This window comes from Paraburkholderia sp. SIMBA_027 (genome assembly GCF_046535315.1).
Lineage (GTDB): Bacteria > Pseudomonadota > Gammaproteobacteria > Burkholderiales > Burkholderiaceae > Paraburkholderia > Paraburkholderia tropica.
In genome coordinates this window covers 108,036-124,484 of sequence record NZ_JAWRWY010000013.1, presented here as the reverse complement: position 1 = coordinate 124,484, position 16,449 = coordinate 108,036, and the positions used below count along the sequence as shown (strand labels likewise).

Sequence of the window (16,449 nt, the reverse complement as noted above, 5' to 3'; positions counted from 1 at the left end):
GCATCGTGAGTGGACAAACTGAAACTGGAATTGGTCGCGGAGTGGCGCGGCTTTTTGAAATGGTCATCGGTGCGCTGGCAGATCTTTGTGGCCGCGCTCGTGATGGTGATCGGCCATCTCCCGGACCTGTTGCAGCATCTGCCGGATCTGCTGATGTGGGTGCAGACGAACTGGCCCGACCTGCTGCCGATCCTTCAGCACTTCTTCCCGTCGGCGACGCAGGCGGACTGGATCGCGGTGTCGAACATCGTGGCGATGCTGCTGCGCGTAACGAAGCGCAAGGCCCCGGCGCAATGAACGCGAACCGAGCGGCGTTCCTCGCGATGATTCGCCAGAGCGAGGGCACGGCGACGTCGTCGGCCACGCAATGCGGCGGATACGACGTGATCGTCACGGGAGCGGACGGTAATCCGGAAGTGTTCACGGACTTCAGCACCCATCCGTTCGCGCGCGGGCGCGCGGCGAAGCTGATCAGGCCCAAGACCGCGGCTAAGCCAGCGCTTTATTCGACGGCGGCGGGCGCGTATCAACTGCTGCTGCGCTACTGGAAATCGTACTCGCAGCTGCTGCGCCTCGCTGATTTCAGCGCGGCGTCGCAGGACGCGATCGCGATTCAACAGATCAGTGAGTTTGGCGCGCTGCCCATGATCGACGCCGGCGACGTGGTCGGCGCGCTCAAGCGCATCGCACCTCTGTGGGCCAGCATCGAGGGCGCGGGCTACGGGCAGGGCGAACACTCGCTCGAAACACTCGTCGCCTGGTATCGAGCAGCTGGCGGCACGACTGGAGCAAGCGCATGACGTGGCTCACCTATTTCGGCTACTTCAACGCGGCGTGGACCGCGATCAAAACCGTCCTCGGCTGGTTCGGCGTCAAGTTCGGCGACGACGCAAAGAAGCCGGACGAAAACACGCAGGCCGTTGAGGTCGCGAACAAGGCTGGCGCGCTGTCGGCCGCCGAAGCGCGCGACGTGCGCGCGCAAACCGAGAAGGAGCTTTCCGCCAATGCTGCGCAAACCGATGCTGATGCTTCCGCTGTGCGTGACGCTGGCAGCCTGTCCGACGGCGCCGACGAAATCAATCGCGCCATCGCTCGCTCCCGTTCACACGCTGGTGGCGACCGTTGACTGCGGGGAGGACAAACCTGATGCGCAGCTTCCTGACTACCCTGGCGCGCCAGCTGTCGAAACCGTGGACACGCTGCGCGCCTATTCCAGATCCCAGCAGCTCTGGGCCGTCCACGCCGTCGGCGTCGTCGAGGACGAACACACCCTACGCCGGTCAACCCGAAATTGCCTCGACGGTCTCAGGGCCCGAGGCCTTATCAACTGAAAAGGCAAATCCAATGCTCACCCTCACCGAAATCGCAGCAGCAATCACCAAGGCTGAAACGGTCATCGAAACCGCAGTCGCCGCCGTCGGCGCAGCTGTTACCGCAGTCGGCAACATCGTGACGGCTGTGAAGACGCTCGTCGCTTACGTACCGACCCTGATGACCACGTTCGAAAACGCATACGCCGCAGTAGGGCAGGCGGACAACGGCGCCGGCAAGCTGGCGGGCGTGCTGGCAGCGCTCGAAGCTGTCGCCGCGAAGATCGCTGTCGACTGGAACGACACCATCAAGGCCGTGATCACGAACATCATCGCGCAGGCGAAGGCCGCTTACAACGCGGTCGCCTCGATCGCTTCGAGCAGCACGGCGGCAGCCACCGCCTGATCGCGCTGCGCGTCTTGCCGGGCGCGTTCGCCCGGCGTTTCCATTCATCGAGGGATCCATGAAACGAATTCTCGTCGCGGCGCTGGCCGCATGCTTGACCGCGGTGGCGTTCGGCGCGACCACGCTGCCGCCGTCGATGATCAATCCGACGGGGTCGACGGCCGGGCAGGCGATCCTGTCGACAGGGTCGACGGGGCAGCCGGTGTGGGGTGCGGTGCCGCTGAGCGGCATTACCGGAACCCTGGCTATCACGAACGGAGGCACGGGGGCGACGACCCAGGCGGCGGCGCTCGCGAATCTGCTTGGCTCGTCGACGGTGCCGATCGCAAACGGCGGCACGGCCGCGAGCACTGCCGCGACCGCGCGCACGAATCTCGGGCTCGGCACGGCGGCCACGGCCAACACCGGCACGAGCGGCGCGACGGTGCCGCTGCTGAGCACGGCGAACACATGGACGCTGGCGCAGGCCTTCACCGTGCGCCCGACGTTCAACGGTGCAACGCCGTGGGACAGCTCAAATCTGGCGAGTCCGGCGTCGACCGCATCGCCGACGTTCACCGGCACCGTGACGACTGCCGCGCTCACGGCGACCGGATTGATCACGCCCAGCACCACGAGCGGGATTAAGGGAACGACGGCGGCAGACAGCGCCAATGCGGGGAGCGTCGGCGAGTACATCTCGTCGGCAGTCGGCACCAACACGGCCATCACAGCGTCGGGGAGCGCCCAGAACTGCACGAGCATTTCATTGACGGCAGGTGACTGGGACGTGGGCGGAGGCGCATTCTTCGCGGCGGCGGCTGGGTCCGGGACGTGGACCGGTCTCTATGCCGGGATCAGTGCGACCTCGGTGACGCTTCCCAGCTCCGCATACTTGCTGTGGCAGGTCAGCTATCCGACTGCCATCACGGCGAATGAGGCTGGCACCGTCCCGACGCAGCGCGTCAATGTGTCTGCGACGACGACCATTTACCTGATCGTGCAGGCGACCTATTCGAGCGGCACGATGAATTTTCAGTGCAACCTCTGGGCACGTCGGCGTCGGTAATACGGTGTGATATCTTTGCGCCTTCTTTAGAGGGTGCAATGCATAAAACATTTGACAAGGCACTTGCGATATGCCTCGGTTGTATCGGGGCATATTTCATTTTTACGACAATCCGGGGAATCCACCATCTGTACTCGCCGCTGCCGTTCTCGGACCAGTGGGGAGGCTACGTCGGATTCATGCACAAGCTGGCTGATGGTCACTACCGCGCGTGGTGGGATCAGCATATGGAGCACCGTATTGTCTTGGTGCGCGCGCTGCAGTGGATCGACGCGAAGGTATTCGGTGGGCGCAATGTGTTCTTGTTGACGTTCGGCGCACTCCTGCAATTCGCGACCGTGGTGCTGTTTGTCTGGCAGGCTAAGCGTCACCGCTCGCCTGTGCACCCTCTAGCGGTTGCAGGCATCGCACTGGTGTTCCTCTTTTCGTGGATCCAGCAGGAAAACTTTGCCTGGGGTTTCCAGAGCCAATTTTTCGCGATCTACCTTTTTGCGCTGCTAGCCTTCGCTTTTCATCCGCCGGAATTCTCCTGGTTGCTGTCGATCGCCTGCGGCATCGCCGCGACGCTGTCGATGGGCAACGGCGTCTTCGTTTTCCTCGTGCTCGCGATCCAATCGTTCCTGCTGCGTCAGGGCTTACGTCAAATCGTTCTGCCAATCGCGGTTGGGGCGGTCGTTGCAGCGATCTACTTCTACGGCTTCCACAAGCCTGAGGTCGTGTTCCCTGAAGTGGCGCCCGGCGAGGCCCTGAAGCGAATTCCCGAATTTGTGATGCTGTTCATGGGCAATGCGCTCGCAGCGCGCGGGTTGCCCATTGTCGCGGGAATGGTCGTTGGACTTTGCTCAATCGTTTTGGTCACCGTGATCACGTGGCGCCTCTATGTGAAAGAGGGCATCACGCGCTATCGTGCTTTCCTGATCGGCGGCTATATCATGATTCTTGGCTCGGCGTGCGGCGCCGCAGCTGGGCGTTATAAGCTCGGAGTGGGGCAGGCAATCGTCAGCCGTTACGATACGCCTGCATTCATAGCGTGGACGTGCGTCGCTTTGCTGCTTCTCGATATCGCGCAGCATGCTCCGACGCGTCGTGTCCTGCAGACGGTGTATATCGCAATCGCGCTGTGGCTGCTGCCGTTCCAGTTCAACACCAAGGCCGATACGCAGATGCAGTTCGACCGGGATCTCGACACGCTTTCATTGAAAATCGGTGTTGACGATCCTGAATACTCTGGCCTGATTTACCCGATCGCCGCGCGCCCGGCGTTGCGCGCGGACGTGAAATGGGCGGTGAATACCGAGTTCGGCCCGTTTGCATCCGGCTGGCTGCACGATGTCGGGCTGGTGCGTTTCTCGCCTGACCAGGTCGACAACGATGTCTGCACCGGCTACCTCGATGAGATCAAGACGAATGCGTCGAACGTTTCTGCGACCGGGTGGGTGGTGACGAAACGGGAACGGGACGAGCCGGTGCTGATTCTGATGGTGGACGCCGCCGGGAATACGGTCGGCTATGGGGTGTCAGGCTCGATTCGCTACGATGTGCGTAACGCAATGCATGCAAACCTGCATTCCGGTTGGGCTGGGTTGGCACCGGCAGGCGTTCATCCCGTCAAGGCATATGCATACGAGCTGCATAAGTTCTGCGAGTTGACGAACGGTCCTGCGGTGCGCGCGATGCTGCAGTGATCGACGGCTTAGTGGCGGTGGCGAAGCTTTTTCAAAGCAGCGTCGCCTGCCCATACCACCGCCCACAAAACGGCAACGGCGCCGAAGACGAGCACCGTCGGCCCGGCGAAGTAATCCCACATTCCCTGCCAGTTCACTTCGTTGAAATAGGTGACGATTCCGTTCATGGTTCTCTCCGGTAGGGCGCCAGTTTATCGCATAGGAAAATCGCTCGCGCGCCGTGTTGCCTACAGCCGACGGCCTGTAAATGCCGGATACAGCCTATAGGTTGTATTTTGAAAATATCAGCGTGACGAATTAAATCGTTCGGCGCGCTTATATAGCCACTGCGCAATACGATCGTGCCGCGCCATGGCGGCTTCATATCCGTTCGTGTGAACGATGTTCTGTTGAACTCCCGGGCCTTCGACGATGTGAAAAAACGTAGGCGGCCCGGGCATCGTCACGTCATCAATAAGACCGCCCCATTTCGTCGTCACCTGCGCGTGCGCATCGATGACGGTCTTTTCCAGCGGATCATTCGCGCCGCGCCAGCGGCACCATTCGTCGAGCGAAACCTCGACGGGTTCGTGTTGCGCGTCGAGGATGAAATAGCGCGCATGAGAAGGCATATCCACCCCGGGTACTGTATAAAAAAACAGTATGTTCGGGCTGGCGGCCGGTGAGGTCAAGCGGCGCGCCGCGGCCGCAGCTGCACAACGTTGGACGGCGTGCCGCGATCCTCGCGCGGGCCGGTGTCGCCAGAGCACTCGGCGATGAACTGCGCCCACGCTTCCATCGCCCGGCGCCGCTCCGGGATTTCCTCGCGGACATCGTAGATCCCCTCGACGCCTGGCAGCTTGTGATTGAGAGCGATTTCGCTGATATCACGTGAGAAGCCGAGGTTGCGCAAATGACCCTTGGCCGTGCTGCGGGTGTCGTGCGGCGTGAAGCGTCTGACCTTCAATCCCTTTTTCTCAAACGCCTCGGTGATAGCGTCGCGCAGGATATGGCCGTTCACGTGACCGTCTTTCCCGCTCCAGCGCGCCGGGCACAACCAGGTCGAATCGCCGGCCATTGCGATCAGTTCTTCCATCCAGCCGACGACGAGCGGCGCGAGCGGGACGAGGAAACCGGCGCGCGTCTTGACGGTCGAGCCGCGCACGCGCCACGCGCCGCGCTCCAGATCGACCAGCGCCTTTTCGGCCTTGATCAGTTCGGCGCTCCGCACGCACGTGGCGAGCAGCACCCTGAACATCAGACCGTTGCGGCGGCCCAACAGGTCATCGATCCCGGGCAGCAGGGCGCGCAGCTCGTCTTCGCTCAGCATGACGCGCTTGCGGCGCTCGGGCGCGGCGCCGAGCACGGCGGACAGTTCGACGCCCGTGGCCGGGTTCGCGTCGATCATCCGGCGTCCGGCGGCGTGCTTGAAGATGCGCCGCAGCAGACCGAGCAGCGTTCTGCAGACCGACCACGGATGCCCGCACGTCTCGATCATGTAGACGATGTCCGACGGCTTGACGGCCGGAACTTCCAGCGCCCCGAGCTTGGGGCGTACTGTCGCGTCGAGGAGCCACGTATACATTTTGACGCTGTTCGCGGCGAGATCCGGAAATCGCTTCGCGACGTAATCGTCGCAGAGCTTGTTGACGGTCATGGACTCACGCTGGCGGGCCTTTGCGACGCGCTTGTCCGCTGCCGGGTCCTCGCCGCCGTCGATCTTCACGCGAAATGCGCGCGCCTTCTTGCGGGCTTCGGAAAGCGAGAGGTCGGGGTAATTTCCGAGCGTCAGTTCGGGGCGCCGGGAGCCGCGGCTATAGCGCAGCACCCACGTGGCGATGCCGAATTCCGAGAGCGTGAAGGTCAGGCCGTCGCCGTCACTGCGCGCGATCGGTTCGCCCTGTGCCATCCATCGGCGCAGCTGGAGGTCATCGAGAGCATGATGGAGGCGTGCCATGTGGTGATGTATTCGGGTTGCTGTGAGGCGGATTATTGAGGCCTTCGTAGCTACCAGTCTAGCTACCATCAAACCCGATGATGCGGTGCTACACGGTGTTACACGACGCAGCAGTCAATCGCTTGTGAATCAATGGCTTGCGCTCAGAATTGTGACGCGCCGAAGCACTCTGAAACACGTTCGACTATACTTCCCGGTTATGACTGGAAAAGACCAACCTGCAAAAACGGCACCCCGCGCGGTGCCGTTGCCGCGTACCTGGGACGCGCGCGTCGCGCGCTGGCTCGTCACGCCGCTCGTCCCCACCCGCGTTACTCCGAATCACCTGACCACGCTGCGCCTGCTGATCGGCGTCGCCGGCGCCTTTTATCTGGCGCGCGGTGACTTCCTGCACGTCAATATTGGCGCATTTCTGATCGTTTTGTCGAATTTTGTTGATCACACTGACGGTGAACTCGCGCGCATCAGTGGTAAAACCAGCCGGATCGGCCATTTCTACGATCTCGCTGCCGACGCGCTCACGACCATTCTGCTGTTCTTCGGCATGGGTTACGGCCTCGGCGTGCAGGCGGCATCCGGTGCGAACTGGCATGTGCCGCCGGCCATCCTTGGCGGCGTCGCCGGTATCGCGGTCGCAGTGATCTTTTTCCTGCGCATGCGTATCGAGGAAATGGCCGGCAAGGCCGGCACCCAACAGGCGTTCGTCGGCGGGTTCGAAACGGAAGACGTACTCTATCTGTTGCCGCTCGTCACGCTCACCGGTATCGTGGCGCCGTTCGTCGTGGCCGCGTCCATCGGGGCGCCGTTGTTCGCCATTTACGTGGTGCTCGACTATGTGCGCGTAACGCGTCGCACGCGGCCAGGCAAGGAAACCCGTCAGGTTTGGATCAGCAGATGAGTGTGCAAGCAGAAGAGCAGGTGGTCGCGCCGGGTGTGCGCGACAGTAGCGTGGCGTCGGGCGCGCCGGTGCAGGCAGGCGACGCGGACGCCGCGGTCGGCCGCGCATTGGGCGATCTGAATACGAATCAGTTGCGTAACGAGTACGTCGATCAAGGCTCGTTCCTTTATCTCTCCGACTTCCTGCCCGCGGACGCCACGCAGCGGCTCATCGACGCCGCCAATGCGCTGATGCCCGAGGTCAACCGCAATTTCATCCCCGGCCACAAGGCGGGTGGGAGTGTGAGCCGCCACACCATCGACCGCCTGCAGCCGTGGATCGCCGAGCTGTATCGCTCGCCCAAGCTCATCGCGTGGCTCGAGAAGATCACGGGCGACAAGCTCCAGCTGTCGCCGCAGGACGATCCGCACGCGTACGCGCTGTATTACTACACGCGCGCGGGCGATCACATCGGCTGGCATTACGACACGTCTTATTACGACGGCCGCCGCTATACGGTGCTGCTGGGCGTGATCGACGACTCGTCGTGCATTCTCGACTACGAGCTGCACACGCGCGACGAAAACAAGCCCGACGAGCCCGGCGCGGTGCAGTATCCGCCGGGTGCGCTCATTCTGTTCGACGGCGACAAGCTGCGGCATCGCGTCACGCCCAGCCGCGAAGGCGAGGTGCGTGTTTCGCTCACGCTTGAATACGTGACGAACCCGAACATGCGCCCGTGGCGCCGTTTCATCTCGAACATGAAGGACGCGATCGCGTACTTCGGTTTCCGTCAGGTGTTCCGCAAGGCGCTGCAATCGGCGACCGGCGGCGCGCGCAAGACCGGGGGATCGGTGTGAGCCGGGCTGCCATCCTGCTGCTGTCGATCGGCACGGCGCTCTTTATCGCGCTGCTCGCATGGCAGGGCCTTGGCTCGGTCACGGGCGCGCTCGCGGCTGCCGGCTGGGGCCTCGCACTCGTCGCAGCGTTTCACGTGGTGCCGCTCGCGCTCGACGCGGGCGCCATCGCCGTGCTGTTCAAGAAGGACGAGCGCGTCGACCAGCGTCACGCGCTGCTCGCACGCTGGAGCGGCGAGGCCGTGAACAGCCTGCTGCCGGCCGGCCAGATCGGCGGTCCGGTTGCGATGACGCGCCAGCTCGCGCAGCGCGGCATGCAGATGCGCGACGCGGCGGCGGCCATCACCGTCAGCACCACGCTGCAAGCGGTCGCGCAGATCGTCTTCGCGGTGTTCGGCATCGTGCTCTTTTCCGCTTACGCCACGAACGGCGCGCCGCGCGATCTCGGGATCGCCGCGCTGATCGCCACCTTCGTGCTCGGCGGTCTCATCGCCCTGTTTTATGTCGCGCAGCGGCGCGGTCTGTTCGGCCGTTTGCTGCGCATCGCCTCGAAGCTGTTTGGCAAGCGCGACTGGTCGTCGCTGGCCACGCGCGCCGACGCGATCGACGCCGCCGTGAAGGCGCTCTACGCCGAACGCGGCCGCGCCGCGGCCAGCTTCGCGCTGAGCCTCGCGGGCTGGCTCGTCGGCACCGCGGAAGTGTGGCTCGCGCTGCATTTCCTCGGCCATCCGGTGAGCTGGGTCGACGCGCTGCTGCTCGAAAGCATCGGCCAGGCCATTCGTGGCGCGGCCTTCGCCATCCCGGGCTCGCTCGGTGTGCAGGAGGGCGGCTATCTGCTGCTCGCGCCGCTCGTCGGCCTGCCGCCGGAAGCGGCTCTCGCGCTCTCGCTCGCCAAGCGCGCGCGCGAAATCCTGCTCGGTCTTCCGGGCCTGCTGTATCTGCATTTCAGCGAACGAAGCTGGCAACGCCGGCGCGCCCTGCGCGTGCCCGCTGTCGAAATCGCCGATTGATTTTTTTCTCCCAAGGAACGCATGCGCGCCATCATTCTTGCGGCAGGCCTCGGCCTGCGCCTTCAGCAACGCGCTGGAGAACAGTTTCCGAAATGTCTGCTGCAGTTCGAGGGCGTGTCGCTGCTCGAACGCCATCTGCAGATGCTCGAAGCGGCGGGTGTCACCGAAGTCGTGCTCGCGCTCGGCTTCCAGCCTGAACTGGTCGAAGCGGAACTCAAGCGCATCAACTGGCCGCACAAGGTCGAAGTGGTGATGAACCCGCGCTTCGATCTGGGCAGCGTGCTCACCGTGCATCGCACGGCCGAAGCCATCACGCGCGGCGGCGACGTGCTGCTCATGGACGCCGACGTGCTCTACGACGAACGCGTGTTCGCGCCGCTCGTCGCGGGCGAGGCGCCCACCAACCGTCTGCTGATCGACCGTGACTTCGAAGCCGGCGACGAGCCCGTGAAGCTGTGCCTGCGCGACGGCGTGCCGGTCGAACTGCGCAAACAGCTCGCCGTGGGCCTGCAATACGACACGATCGGCGAATCGGTGGGCTTCTTCCGCCTGAACGAGCCGACCGCGCGCCGCTTTGCGCAGATCGTCGAAGGCTACGTCGATACGGGCCGCGCGAACCTGCCGCACGAAGAAGCGCTGCGTGATCTGCTGCTCGAGCGCGGAGCCGAATTCGACACGGCGGACGTGACCGGCGCGCCGTGGATCGAGATCGATTTCCCGAACGACGTGACGCGCGCAGCGGAAGAAGTGCTGCCGCAACTCGCGCCGATCGTGAGCCGCATGAAGCAGACGGCGGAGTGATCGCGCGCGCGGGCCGCGTGCATGCGGCTCGCTGCGTCTCGGCGTCTAGATGGCCGTAAAAACGCCATAAAAAAGGCCGTGAAGTTCGCTTCACGGCCTTTTGTGTTTTTCGTGCGGCTTCATCTGTTGCCGACCCACCGCGTTTCGCAACACGGTGCCATAATGGTGCCTTTACGCCATCAGCCGCGCTGATCGTCGTTCCTGCCCATGCCCCTTGCCCTCGGCACTTTCATCGTTCCGCTTATCGTCGCGTGCTCGATGTTCATGGAGAACGTGGACGCGACAGTCATCGTCACCTCGCTGCCCGCGCTGGCCCGCGATCTCGGGCAAGATCCCATCACGCTGAAACTGGCCGTCACGAGCTATGTGATCGGCCTCGGCGTATTCATTCCGATTTGCGGATGGGTGGCCGACCGCTTCGGTTCGCGCAATGTGTTTCGCACGGCCATCGGCATTTTCATGACCGGTTCGCTGCTGTGCGCGGCGTCGCGCTCGCTCGAAATGTTCGTAGCCGCGCGCTTCGTGCAGGGCATCGGCGGCGCGATGATGGTGCCGGTCGGGCGCATCATCATCTTCCGTTCGCTGCCGAAGTCGGACTTCATTCGCGCGGTCAACTATCTCACCGTGCCCGCGTTGCTCGGGCCGGTCGTCGGGCCGCCGCTCGGCGGGTTCATCACCACCTATCTGCACTGGCGGCTGATTTTCTTCGTCAACATTCCGATTGGCGTGTTCGGCATCTGGCTCGCGAACCGGCATATCGCGAACATGCACGAGGAGCATCCGGGGCCGCTCGACTGGCTCGGTTTTCTGCTTTCGGCGGGTGGCGCGTCGCTGTTCATGCTGGGCCTGTCGCTCGTCGGCGGCGAACTTGTTTCGAATACCAAAGCGGTCACGATGTGCGTGGTCGGCGCGATCCTGCTCGCGCTCTACTGGTTCTATGCGCAACGCGCCGAACGTCCCGTGCTCGATCTGAAGTTCCTGCGCATTCCGAGTTTCAACGCGAGCGTGGCGGGCGGTTCGCTGTTTCGCATCGGCCTCGGCGCCGTGCCGTTCCTGTTGCCGCTGACGCTGCAGGAAGGGCTCGGCATGACGGCGTTCGCGTCGGGGGCGATTACCTGCGCGTCGGCGTTCGGCTCGATCTTCATGAAGTCGATCGTCTCGCGCGTGCTCGGGCGCTTCGGTTTCCGTCGCACGCTGATCGTCAACGCGGCGATCGCGGGCGCGGCCATCGCGGTCTGCGGCCTGTTCTCGCCGACGACGCCCGTGTGGCTCATCTGGCTCGTCGTGCTGGCGGGCGGCCTGTTTCCGTCGCTGCAATTCACCGGCCTCAATTCGCTCGCGTACGCGGACATCGAGACCAAAGACATCGGCCGCGCGACCAGCGTGGCGAGCGTGATCCAGCAGGTGTCGCTGGGTCTTGGCGTGACGATCGCCGGCATCGTGTTGCAGATTTCGCATCGCGTGCAAGGCCATCCGACCATCGTCTGGTCTGATTTCTGGCCGGCGTTTTTCGTGGTCGGCCTGTTCTCGGTGGCTTCGATTCCCGTGACGATGCGCCTGCCCGCCAACGCCGGCGACGAGATCGCGCGCGGCAGTCGCGGCAAGGCCTGACGCGGCGTCTTCCATGAATCGGCGCATCAGGGTTATCGGCGGATCGCCGGATCGCAAACGATTTCTGCGCATGCTATAAGCGCTGTAACCGGGTCAAAAGCCCGGTGAAAGGTGGTTGACGTTACGCGATGAACCGAATCATGGAGGTCACTCAATGAAGCTGGTCGATAGAACGAAAATTTCCGCAGCCGCTCTCGCACTCATTTCGCTTTCCGCTTTATCGGCGGGCTTTCTCGAAGCCACGCCCGCATTTGCGAAAGACACGCAGCAACATCCCGCGGTCCTGAACGCGTCGGCGGTGGCCGTCGCCGACAAATACGCGGCCGACGCCGCCGAGCAGATCTTCAAGGCGGGCGGCAACGCGGTCGATGCCGCGGTCGCGATCGCCTTCACGCTCGCAGTCACGTATCCCGAAGCCGGCAATATCGGCGGCGGCGGTTTCATGACGCTGTACGTGAACGGCAAGCCGTATTTCCTCGATTATCGCGAGCGCGCGCCGCTGGCCGCCACGCGGACGATGTATCAGGACGACAAGGGCAACGTGATTCCGGGCAAGAGCCTCTATGGCTACGACGCCGTGGGCGTGCCGGGCACGGTCGAGGGCATGTGGGAAGCGCAGAAGCGCTTCGGCAAGCTGCCCTGGAAGCAGGTGCTGCAACCGGCGATTCAGTACGCGCGCGATGGTTTCGTCGTCGACGAACTGCTGGCGAAGCGTCGCGAGGAGGCGTCGAAGGAATTCGGCGGCAAGACCAATTTCGATCAGTACTTCGGCGACATGAAGGAGGGCGCGACGTTCAAGCAGCCCGATCTCGCCAACGTGCTCACGCGCATCGCCAATCAAGGCGCGAAGGACTTCTACGACGGCAAGACGGCTGACCTGATCGCCGCCTCGATGAAGGGCCACGGTCTCATCACGAAGCGCGATCTGCAGGACTACAAGGCCGTGTGGCGTCAGCCCGTGGAGGCGAAGTGGAACGGCTATGAAGTGATCACCGCGCCGCCGCCGAGTTCGGGTGGCGTGGGCCTCGTCCAGCTGCTCAAGATGAAGGCGATGCTCGCGCCGCAATTCAAGGACGTGACGCTCAACTCGCCGCAATACATTCATCTGATTGCGGAGATCGAGAAGCGGGTGTTCGCGGATCGCGCGCAATATCTCGGCGACCCCGACTTCTACAAGGTGCCGGTCGCGCAACTGACCGACGACGCCTATCTCGCGAAACGCGTGGCCGAAGTGGATCCCGTCAAGCCTTCCGACACGAAGAGCGTGCAGCCGGGGCTCGGCACCTCGATGCCGGAAAAGGCGGAGACGACGCACTTCTCGGTGGTCGACAAGTGGGGCAACGCGGTCTCGAACACCTACACGATCAACGGCTATTTCGGCTCGGGCGTGGTGGTGCCGGGCGCGGGCATCGTGCTCAACGACGAGATGGACGACTTCTCCGCGAAGCCCGGTGTGCCGAACATGTTCGGCGTGGTGGGCAGCGACGCGAACGCGATCGCACCGAAGAAGCGTCCGCTTTCCTCGATGACGCCGACCATCCTCACGAAGGACGGCAAGGTCGCGCTGGTGATCGGCACGCCGGGCGGCTCGCGCATCTTTACGTCGATCTTCCAGGTCATCAACAATCTCTACGACTTCAAGATGCCGTTGAAGGACGCCGTGGGCGCGATGCGTTTCCACCATCAACTGCTGCCGCCGAATACGATTTTCTGGGAGCCGTACCAGCCGATCGACGGCGATCTCGCCAAGCAGGTCGAAGCGAAGGGTTATACGCTGAAGGGCCAGGATTTCAACGGCGATATTCAGGCGATCCGCATCGACGGCGAAACGCCCGAAGCCGCCGCCGATCCGCGCGGCCGTGGCGTGACGCGCGTGATTCCCTGATTTTCCGATTCCTTCATTGTCATCGAATCAATTGGGGATAATTTACCGGATCTATGCGCCGTGAATGGCTGATGAGCAATATTTGCGTGGCATTTTTTCGCATGCAACATCGGCGTCACGGCGCGATTCGGCAAAGCTCGCATGCGATGCACATTTGTCCTCTTTAATGAGGATTCACACCCAATGAGCATCGCGTAGGATGCAATTTCCGGCGGCCTGATGGCTGTCGGCGTGTGTTTTCTTGGGGCGGCTTTGCCGCCCATTTTCTTTTCCGCTCCGGAAGTTTTCTTGAATTCACCGAACACGCTCGATAAGCTGGAGCGCGTACGTGGGCGCCGATCGTTGCGCATGCAACGGCGGCGGCCCGCGGGGCAATCATGAACGTGCACTTTGATCCAACGCTGTCTTCATCCTGTTGCGCATGCATCTGACTCGCCGCGAACTGGTGCTGCTCGCCGACCTCTTCAGGGTGCTGGCGGCGCCTGCGCTCACTGAAGAGGCCCTGCGTGTGGACGTCGCGCCACGCATGCTCGATCTGCTGGATGCGGACGATTTCGCCGAAGCCGCGTGGGAAGGCGAGGCGAGCGACGGCAACATGTGGATCGTGCGTGGCGGAGCGCGCGAGAGCGCGTCCGGGCGCGACCGCGCGATGTTCGATCTGATCCGGCCTGCGTTCGTGGCCGCGCTGGCGCGGGTCGGCAGCGACACGCAAATCGACGCGACGCCTGCCGGCGACGACCCGTTGCAGGCCGACGGCGATCCGATCGCGCGCCTCACGCGCCGCGAACGCGAAGTCGTCGAGCTGGCGGCGGATGGTTTGCTCGACAAGGAAATCGCGCAGCGGCTCGGCATTTCCTATACGACCGTGCGCACGCATCTCGACCGTTCTTTTCACAAACTCGGTATCAGCAACCGCTCGAAGCTCGCGCGGCTGCTGCAAACGTCGCGTCGGTGAGTGGCTTTAAAGCGCGTTTAAAGCGCGATTAATGGCGTAATTCACGGTGCGATTCAAGGCGCGATTCACAACGCGGCCGATCCGTCGATGTCTTCGCGTGCGGCGTCGATCAGCTTGAGCGCGGCGTTCGCGTCGCCGATGCGCTCGACGGCAAGCAGCGCGAAGCGCGCGAGAAACAGCGGCGTCGCGGCCTCGCCCAACGCTGTCATCGTTTTGCACAGACGCGTATAGACCGCGTCGAGTTCGCTATCCGTCATGGCCGTCATGGCGCGCTCCAGTTGTTGTTCCATCATCGTGTCTCCGGATTTCGGCATCAGCCGTGCAGTGCGCGATCGATTGCCGCGAGCGCATGTTGCGCGAGTTTGGCGGTTTCGTCGCGGCGCTCGTCGCGCACGCCTTGCCAGCGTCCGAGCACATGGCCGTCGGGGCGCACGAGATAGAGCGCGGTTCGCTCGACGCCGTACATCGGAAAGAGCCGTCCCGTGTGATCCCATGCGCCGCGTCGTGCGGAATCGGCGGGCGCCTCGCGCGTGATCGGGATCAGCGTGAAGGGGATGTCGCGTGCGGCGAACCCGGCTTCGAGTGCGGCGATGTCGGCGGGGATCGCGCTTTCGCTTTCGTTGCTGAACCAGAGCGCCGTGAAGCGCGGCCCGACAAGATCGGTGAGATGCGCGGTGAAATGCGCGCCGTCGCGATCGACAATCGTTAGCGGACATTCGGGCAGCACCGCGCCGGGCGCGGGGCCGCACGCGAACGCATCGGACGCGGCATTGAGCGGCGAATCGGTATAGGCGATCGCCGACGTCTGGCGCGGATTGATCAGCGAGCGCACGCCCGGATGCTTGAGCGCGAGACTCAGCACGGCCTTGCGCATCAGCTCGAACGCGAACGAGGGCGGCGCCATGAATTCCGTGCTTTTGGTGCCGTAGCTCAGATTTTCGTGCGCGGCGAACACGCGTTCGTCGGAGTAGCTGTCGAGCAGGCTCGCGTGCGCGCGGCCCTGCGTGACGTAGGCGAGTTTCCACGCGAGATTGTCGGCGTCGTCGATACCCGAATTCGCTCCGCGCACGCCGAAGATCGGCACCAGATGCGCGGCGTCGCCCGCGAACAGCACGCGGCCGTGCCGGTAGCGTTCGAGCGTCAGCGCGTTGGCCTTGTAGATCGTGATCCAGACCGGCGACCACGGCGCGGTTTCGCCCATCATGTCGAGCAGGCTTTGCACGCGCGGCATCACGTTGCCGGGTTTGACGGCTTCGTCGGCGTCCTCGTCGTCGCGCAACTGATAGTCGATGCGCCAGACGTTGTCGGGCTGCTTGTGCACCAGCACCGTCGAGCCCGGATTCGACGCCGGATCGAAGTAGGCGAGCCGCTCGGTCGGGCGCGCGCTGTCGAGCAGAATGTCGACGATCACGTAACGGCCTTCGTAGCTCGTGCCCTGGAGCTTCAGGCCCAGCGCATCGCGCACCGTGCTGCGTCCGCCGTCGGCGGCCACGAGCCAGTCGGTCTGCGCTGCGTAGTCGCCTGCGGGCGTGGAGAGCGCGAGCGTCGCGCCGTGTTCGTCGTGGCGGATCGCCGTGACCCGGGTGCGCCAGCGGATGTCGATCAGGTCGGCGTGCCGCTCGGCCGCGTCGAGCAGAAATTGCTCGATGTGATACTGCGCGAGATTGACCATCGGCGGCAGCTTCTGGTTGTCGTCCTGCGGCATCGTGAAGTGCAGCACTTCGTCGTGGCGATAGAAGCTGCGGCCGCCGGTCCAAGGCAGTCCTTTCGCGAGGAAGCCGTCGAGCGCGCCGAGGCGTTCGATGATTTCGAGGCTGCGGCGCGAAATGCAGATCGCGCGGCTGCCGTAGCAGACCGAGTCGTCGGCTTCGATCAGCACCGAGCGCACGCCGTGTTGCGCGAGGCCCAGCGCGATGGCGAGGCCGACCGGGCCGCCGCCGACGATCGTGACCGCATGGCGTTGCGTTTCGCGGCCGTCGACGCAGTCGGGCAGACGCGCGTCGTAGCGTTTCGCTTCGAACGGATAGGGCTGGAAGGCGGCGTTCATCGCGCGCGCTCCTGCGCGGAA

General features: G+C 63.7%; 18 protein-coding genes. 13 read left to right on the top strand and 5 right to left on the bottom strand.

Annotation, left to right across the window (positions count from 1 at the left end; translation table 11 throughout):
* Window positions 1–9 precede the first annotated feature (9 nt).
* The 6 genes from SB764_RS24470 to SB764_RS24445 are packed head-to-tail and all read left to right on the top strand — an operon-like array spanning window position 10 to window position 4,449.
* Complete coding sequence (locus SB764_RS24470; RefSeq protein ID WP_410865210.1) at window positions 10–297, top strand: hypothetical protein; 288 nt, start codon at window positions 10–12, stop codon at window positions 295–297.
* Window positions 294–800, top strand: a complete 507-nt coding sequence (locus SB764_RS24465) for a glycoside hydrolase family 104 protein (protein WP_410865208.1) — start codon at window positions 294–296, stop codon at window positions 798–800. Before SB764_RS24470 ends, SB764_RS24465 begins: the two co-directional genes overlap by 4 nt.
* A complete protein-coding gene (locus tag SB764_RS24460; protein WP_410865206.1) occupies window positions 797–1,126 on the top strand; it encodes a hypothetical protein in 330 nt (109 codons plus the stop codon). Before SB764_RS24465 ends, SB764_RS24460 begins: the two co-directional genes overlap by 4 nt.
* Before the next feature lie 20 nt (window positions 1,127–1,146).
* Window positions 1,147–1,716 carry a hypothetical protein gene (locus SB764_RS24455; RefSeq protein ID WP_410865204.1) on the top strand — a complete coding sequence of 190 codons (570 nt, stop codon included), beginning with the start codon at window positions 1,147–1,149 and terminating at the stop codon, window positions 1,714–1,716.
* Between the two features lie 58 nt (window positions 1,717–1,774).
* Window positions 1,775–2,764 carry a hypothetical protein gene (locus SB764_RS24450; RefSeq protein ID WP_410865202.1) on the top strand — a complete coding sequence of 330 codons (990 nt, stop codon included), beginning with the start codon at window positions 1,775–1,777 and terminating at the stop codon, window positions 2,762–2,764.
* 38 nt (window positions 2,765–2,802) lie between these two features.
* On the top strand, window positions 2,803–4,449 hold the full coding sequence (locus tag SB764_RS24445; RefSeq protein ID WP_410865200.1) for a hypothetical protein: 1,647 nt from the start codon (window positions 2,803–2,805) through the stop codon (window positions 4,447–4,449).
* A gap of 8 nt (window positions 4,450–4,457) precedes the next feature.
* Here SB764_RS24445 and SB764_RS24440 read toward each other — a convergent pair whose 3' ends face one another.
* The 3 genes from SB764_RS24440 to SB764_RS24430 all read right to left on the bottom strand — a co-directional run bounded on the left by SB764_RS24440 (window position 4,458) and on the right by SB764_RS24430 (window position 6,385).
* Complete coding sequence (locus SB764_RS24440; RefSeq protein WP_410865198.1) at window positions 4,458–4,616, bottom strand: hypothetical protein; 159 nt, start codon at window positions 4,614–4,616, stop codon at window positions 4,458–4,460.
* Between the two features lie 117 nt (window positions 4,617–4,733).
* Complete coding sequence (locus tag SB764_RS24435; RefSeq protein WP_410865196.1) at window positions 4,734–5,120, bottom strand: hypothetical protein; 387 nt, start codon at window positions 5,118–5,120, stop codon at window positions 4,734–4,736.
* Entirely contained in the window at window positions 5,117–6,385 is a 1,269-nt protein-coding gene (locus SB764_RS24430; RefSeq protein ID WP_410865194.1) for a tyrosine-type recombinase/integrase, read from the bottom strand. Before SB764_RS24430 ends, SB764_RS24435 begins: the two co-directional genes overlap by 4 nt.
* Window positions 6,386–6,584: 199 nt before the next feature.
* Here SB764_RS24430 and SB764_RS24425 point away from each other — a divergent pair, with 199 nt between their 5' ends.
* The 7 genes from SB764_RS24425 (at window position 6,585) to SB764_RS24395 (ending at window position 14,381) form a co-directional block, all read left to right on the top strand.
* Window positions 6,585–7,283 carry a CDP-alcohol phosphatidyltransferase family protein gene (locus tag SB764_RS24425; RefSeq protein WP_065065938.1) on the top strand — a complete coding sequence of 233 codons (699 nt, stop codon included), beginning with the start codon at window positions 6,585–6,587 and terminating at the stop codon, window positions 7,281–7,283.
* On the top strand, window positions 7,280–8,122 hold the full coding sequence (locus SB764_RS24420) for a 2OG-Fe(II) oxygenase (protein ID WP_074985920.1): 843 nt from the start codon (window positions 7,280–7,282) through the stop codon (window positions 8,120–8,122). The genes SB764_RS24425 and SB764_RS24420 overlap by 4 nt, the downstream gene beginning before the upstream one ends.
* On the top strand, window positions 8,119–9,129 hold the full coding sequence (locus SB764_RS24415; RefSeq protein WP_065065937.1) for a flippase-like domain-containing protein: 1,011 nt from the start codon (window positions 8,119–8,121) through the stop codon (window positions 9,127–9,129). The genes SB764_RS24420 and SB764_RS24415 overlap by 4 nt, the downstream gene beginning before the upstream one ends.
* Before the next feature lie 21 nt (window positions 9,130–9,150).
* The gene (locus tag SB764_RS24410) at window positions 9,151–9,930 is read left to right on the top strand and encodes an NTP transferase domain-containing protein (protein ID WP_065065936.1); all 780 of its coding nucleotides are present in this window, start codon (window positions 9,151–9,153) and stop codon (window positions 9,928–9,930) included.
* A 207-nt stretch (window positions 9,931–10,137) separates the two neighbouring features.
* Entirely contained in the window at window positions 10,138–11,541 is a 1,404-nt protein-coding gene (locus SB764_RS24405) for an MFS transporter (protein WP_065065935.1), read from the top strand.
* Window positions 11,542–11,695: 154 nt separating this feature from the next.
* Window positions 11,696–13,426 carry a gamma-glutamyltransferase gene (gene ggt / locus SB764_RS24400; protein ID WP_074985923.1) on the top strand — a complete coding sequence of 577 codons (1,731 nt, stop codon included), beginning with the start codon at window positions 11,696–11,698 and terminating at the stop codon, window positions 13,424–13,426.
* A 421-nt stretch (window positions 13,427–13,847) separates the two neighbouring features.
* On the top strand, window positions 13,848–14,381 hold the full coding sequence (locus tag SB764_RS24395) for a helix-turn-helix transcriptional regulator (RefSeq protein ID WP_074985925.1): 534 nt from the start codon (window positions 13,848–13,850) through the stop codon (window positions 14,379–14,381).
* 65 nt (window positions 14,382–14,446) lie between these two features.
* Here SB764_RS24395 and SB764_RS24390 read toward each other — a convergent pair whose 3' ends face one another.
* Entirely contained in the window at window positions 14,447–14,674 is a 228-nt protein-coding gene (locus SB764_RS24390; RefSeq protein ID WP_408583137.1) for a hypothetical protein, read from the bottom strand.
* Window positions 14,675–14,694: 20 nt separating this feature from the next.
* The gene (locus SB764_RS24385) at window positions 14,695–16,428 is read right to left on the bottom strand and encodes an FAD-dependent oxidoreductase (protein ID WP_065065932.1); all 1,734 of its coding nucleotides are present in this window, start codon (window positions 16,426–16,428) and stop codon (window positions 14,695–14,697) included.
* Between the last annotated feature and the right edge of the window lie 21 nt (window positions 16,429–16,449).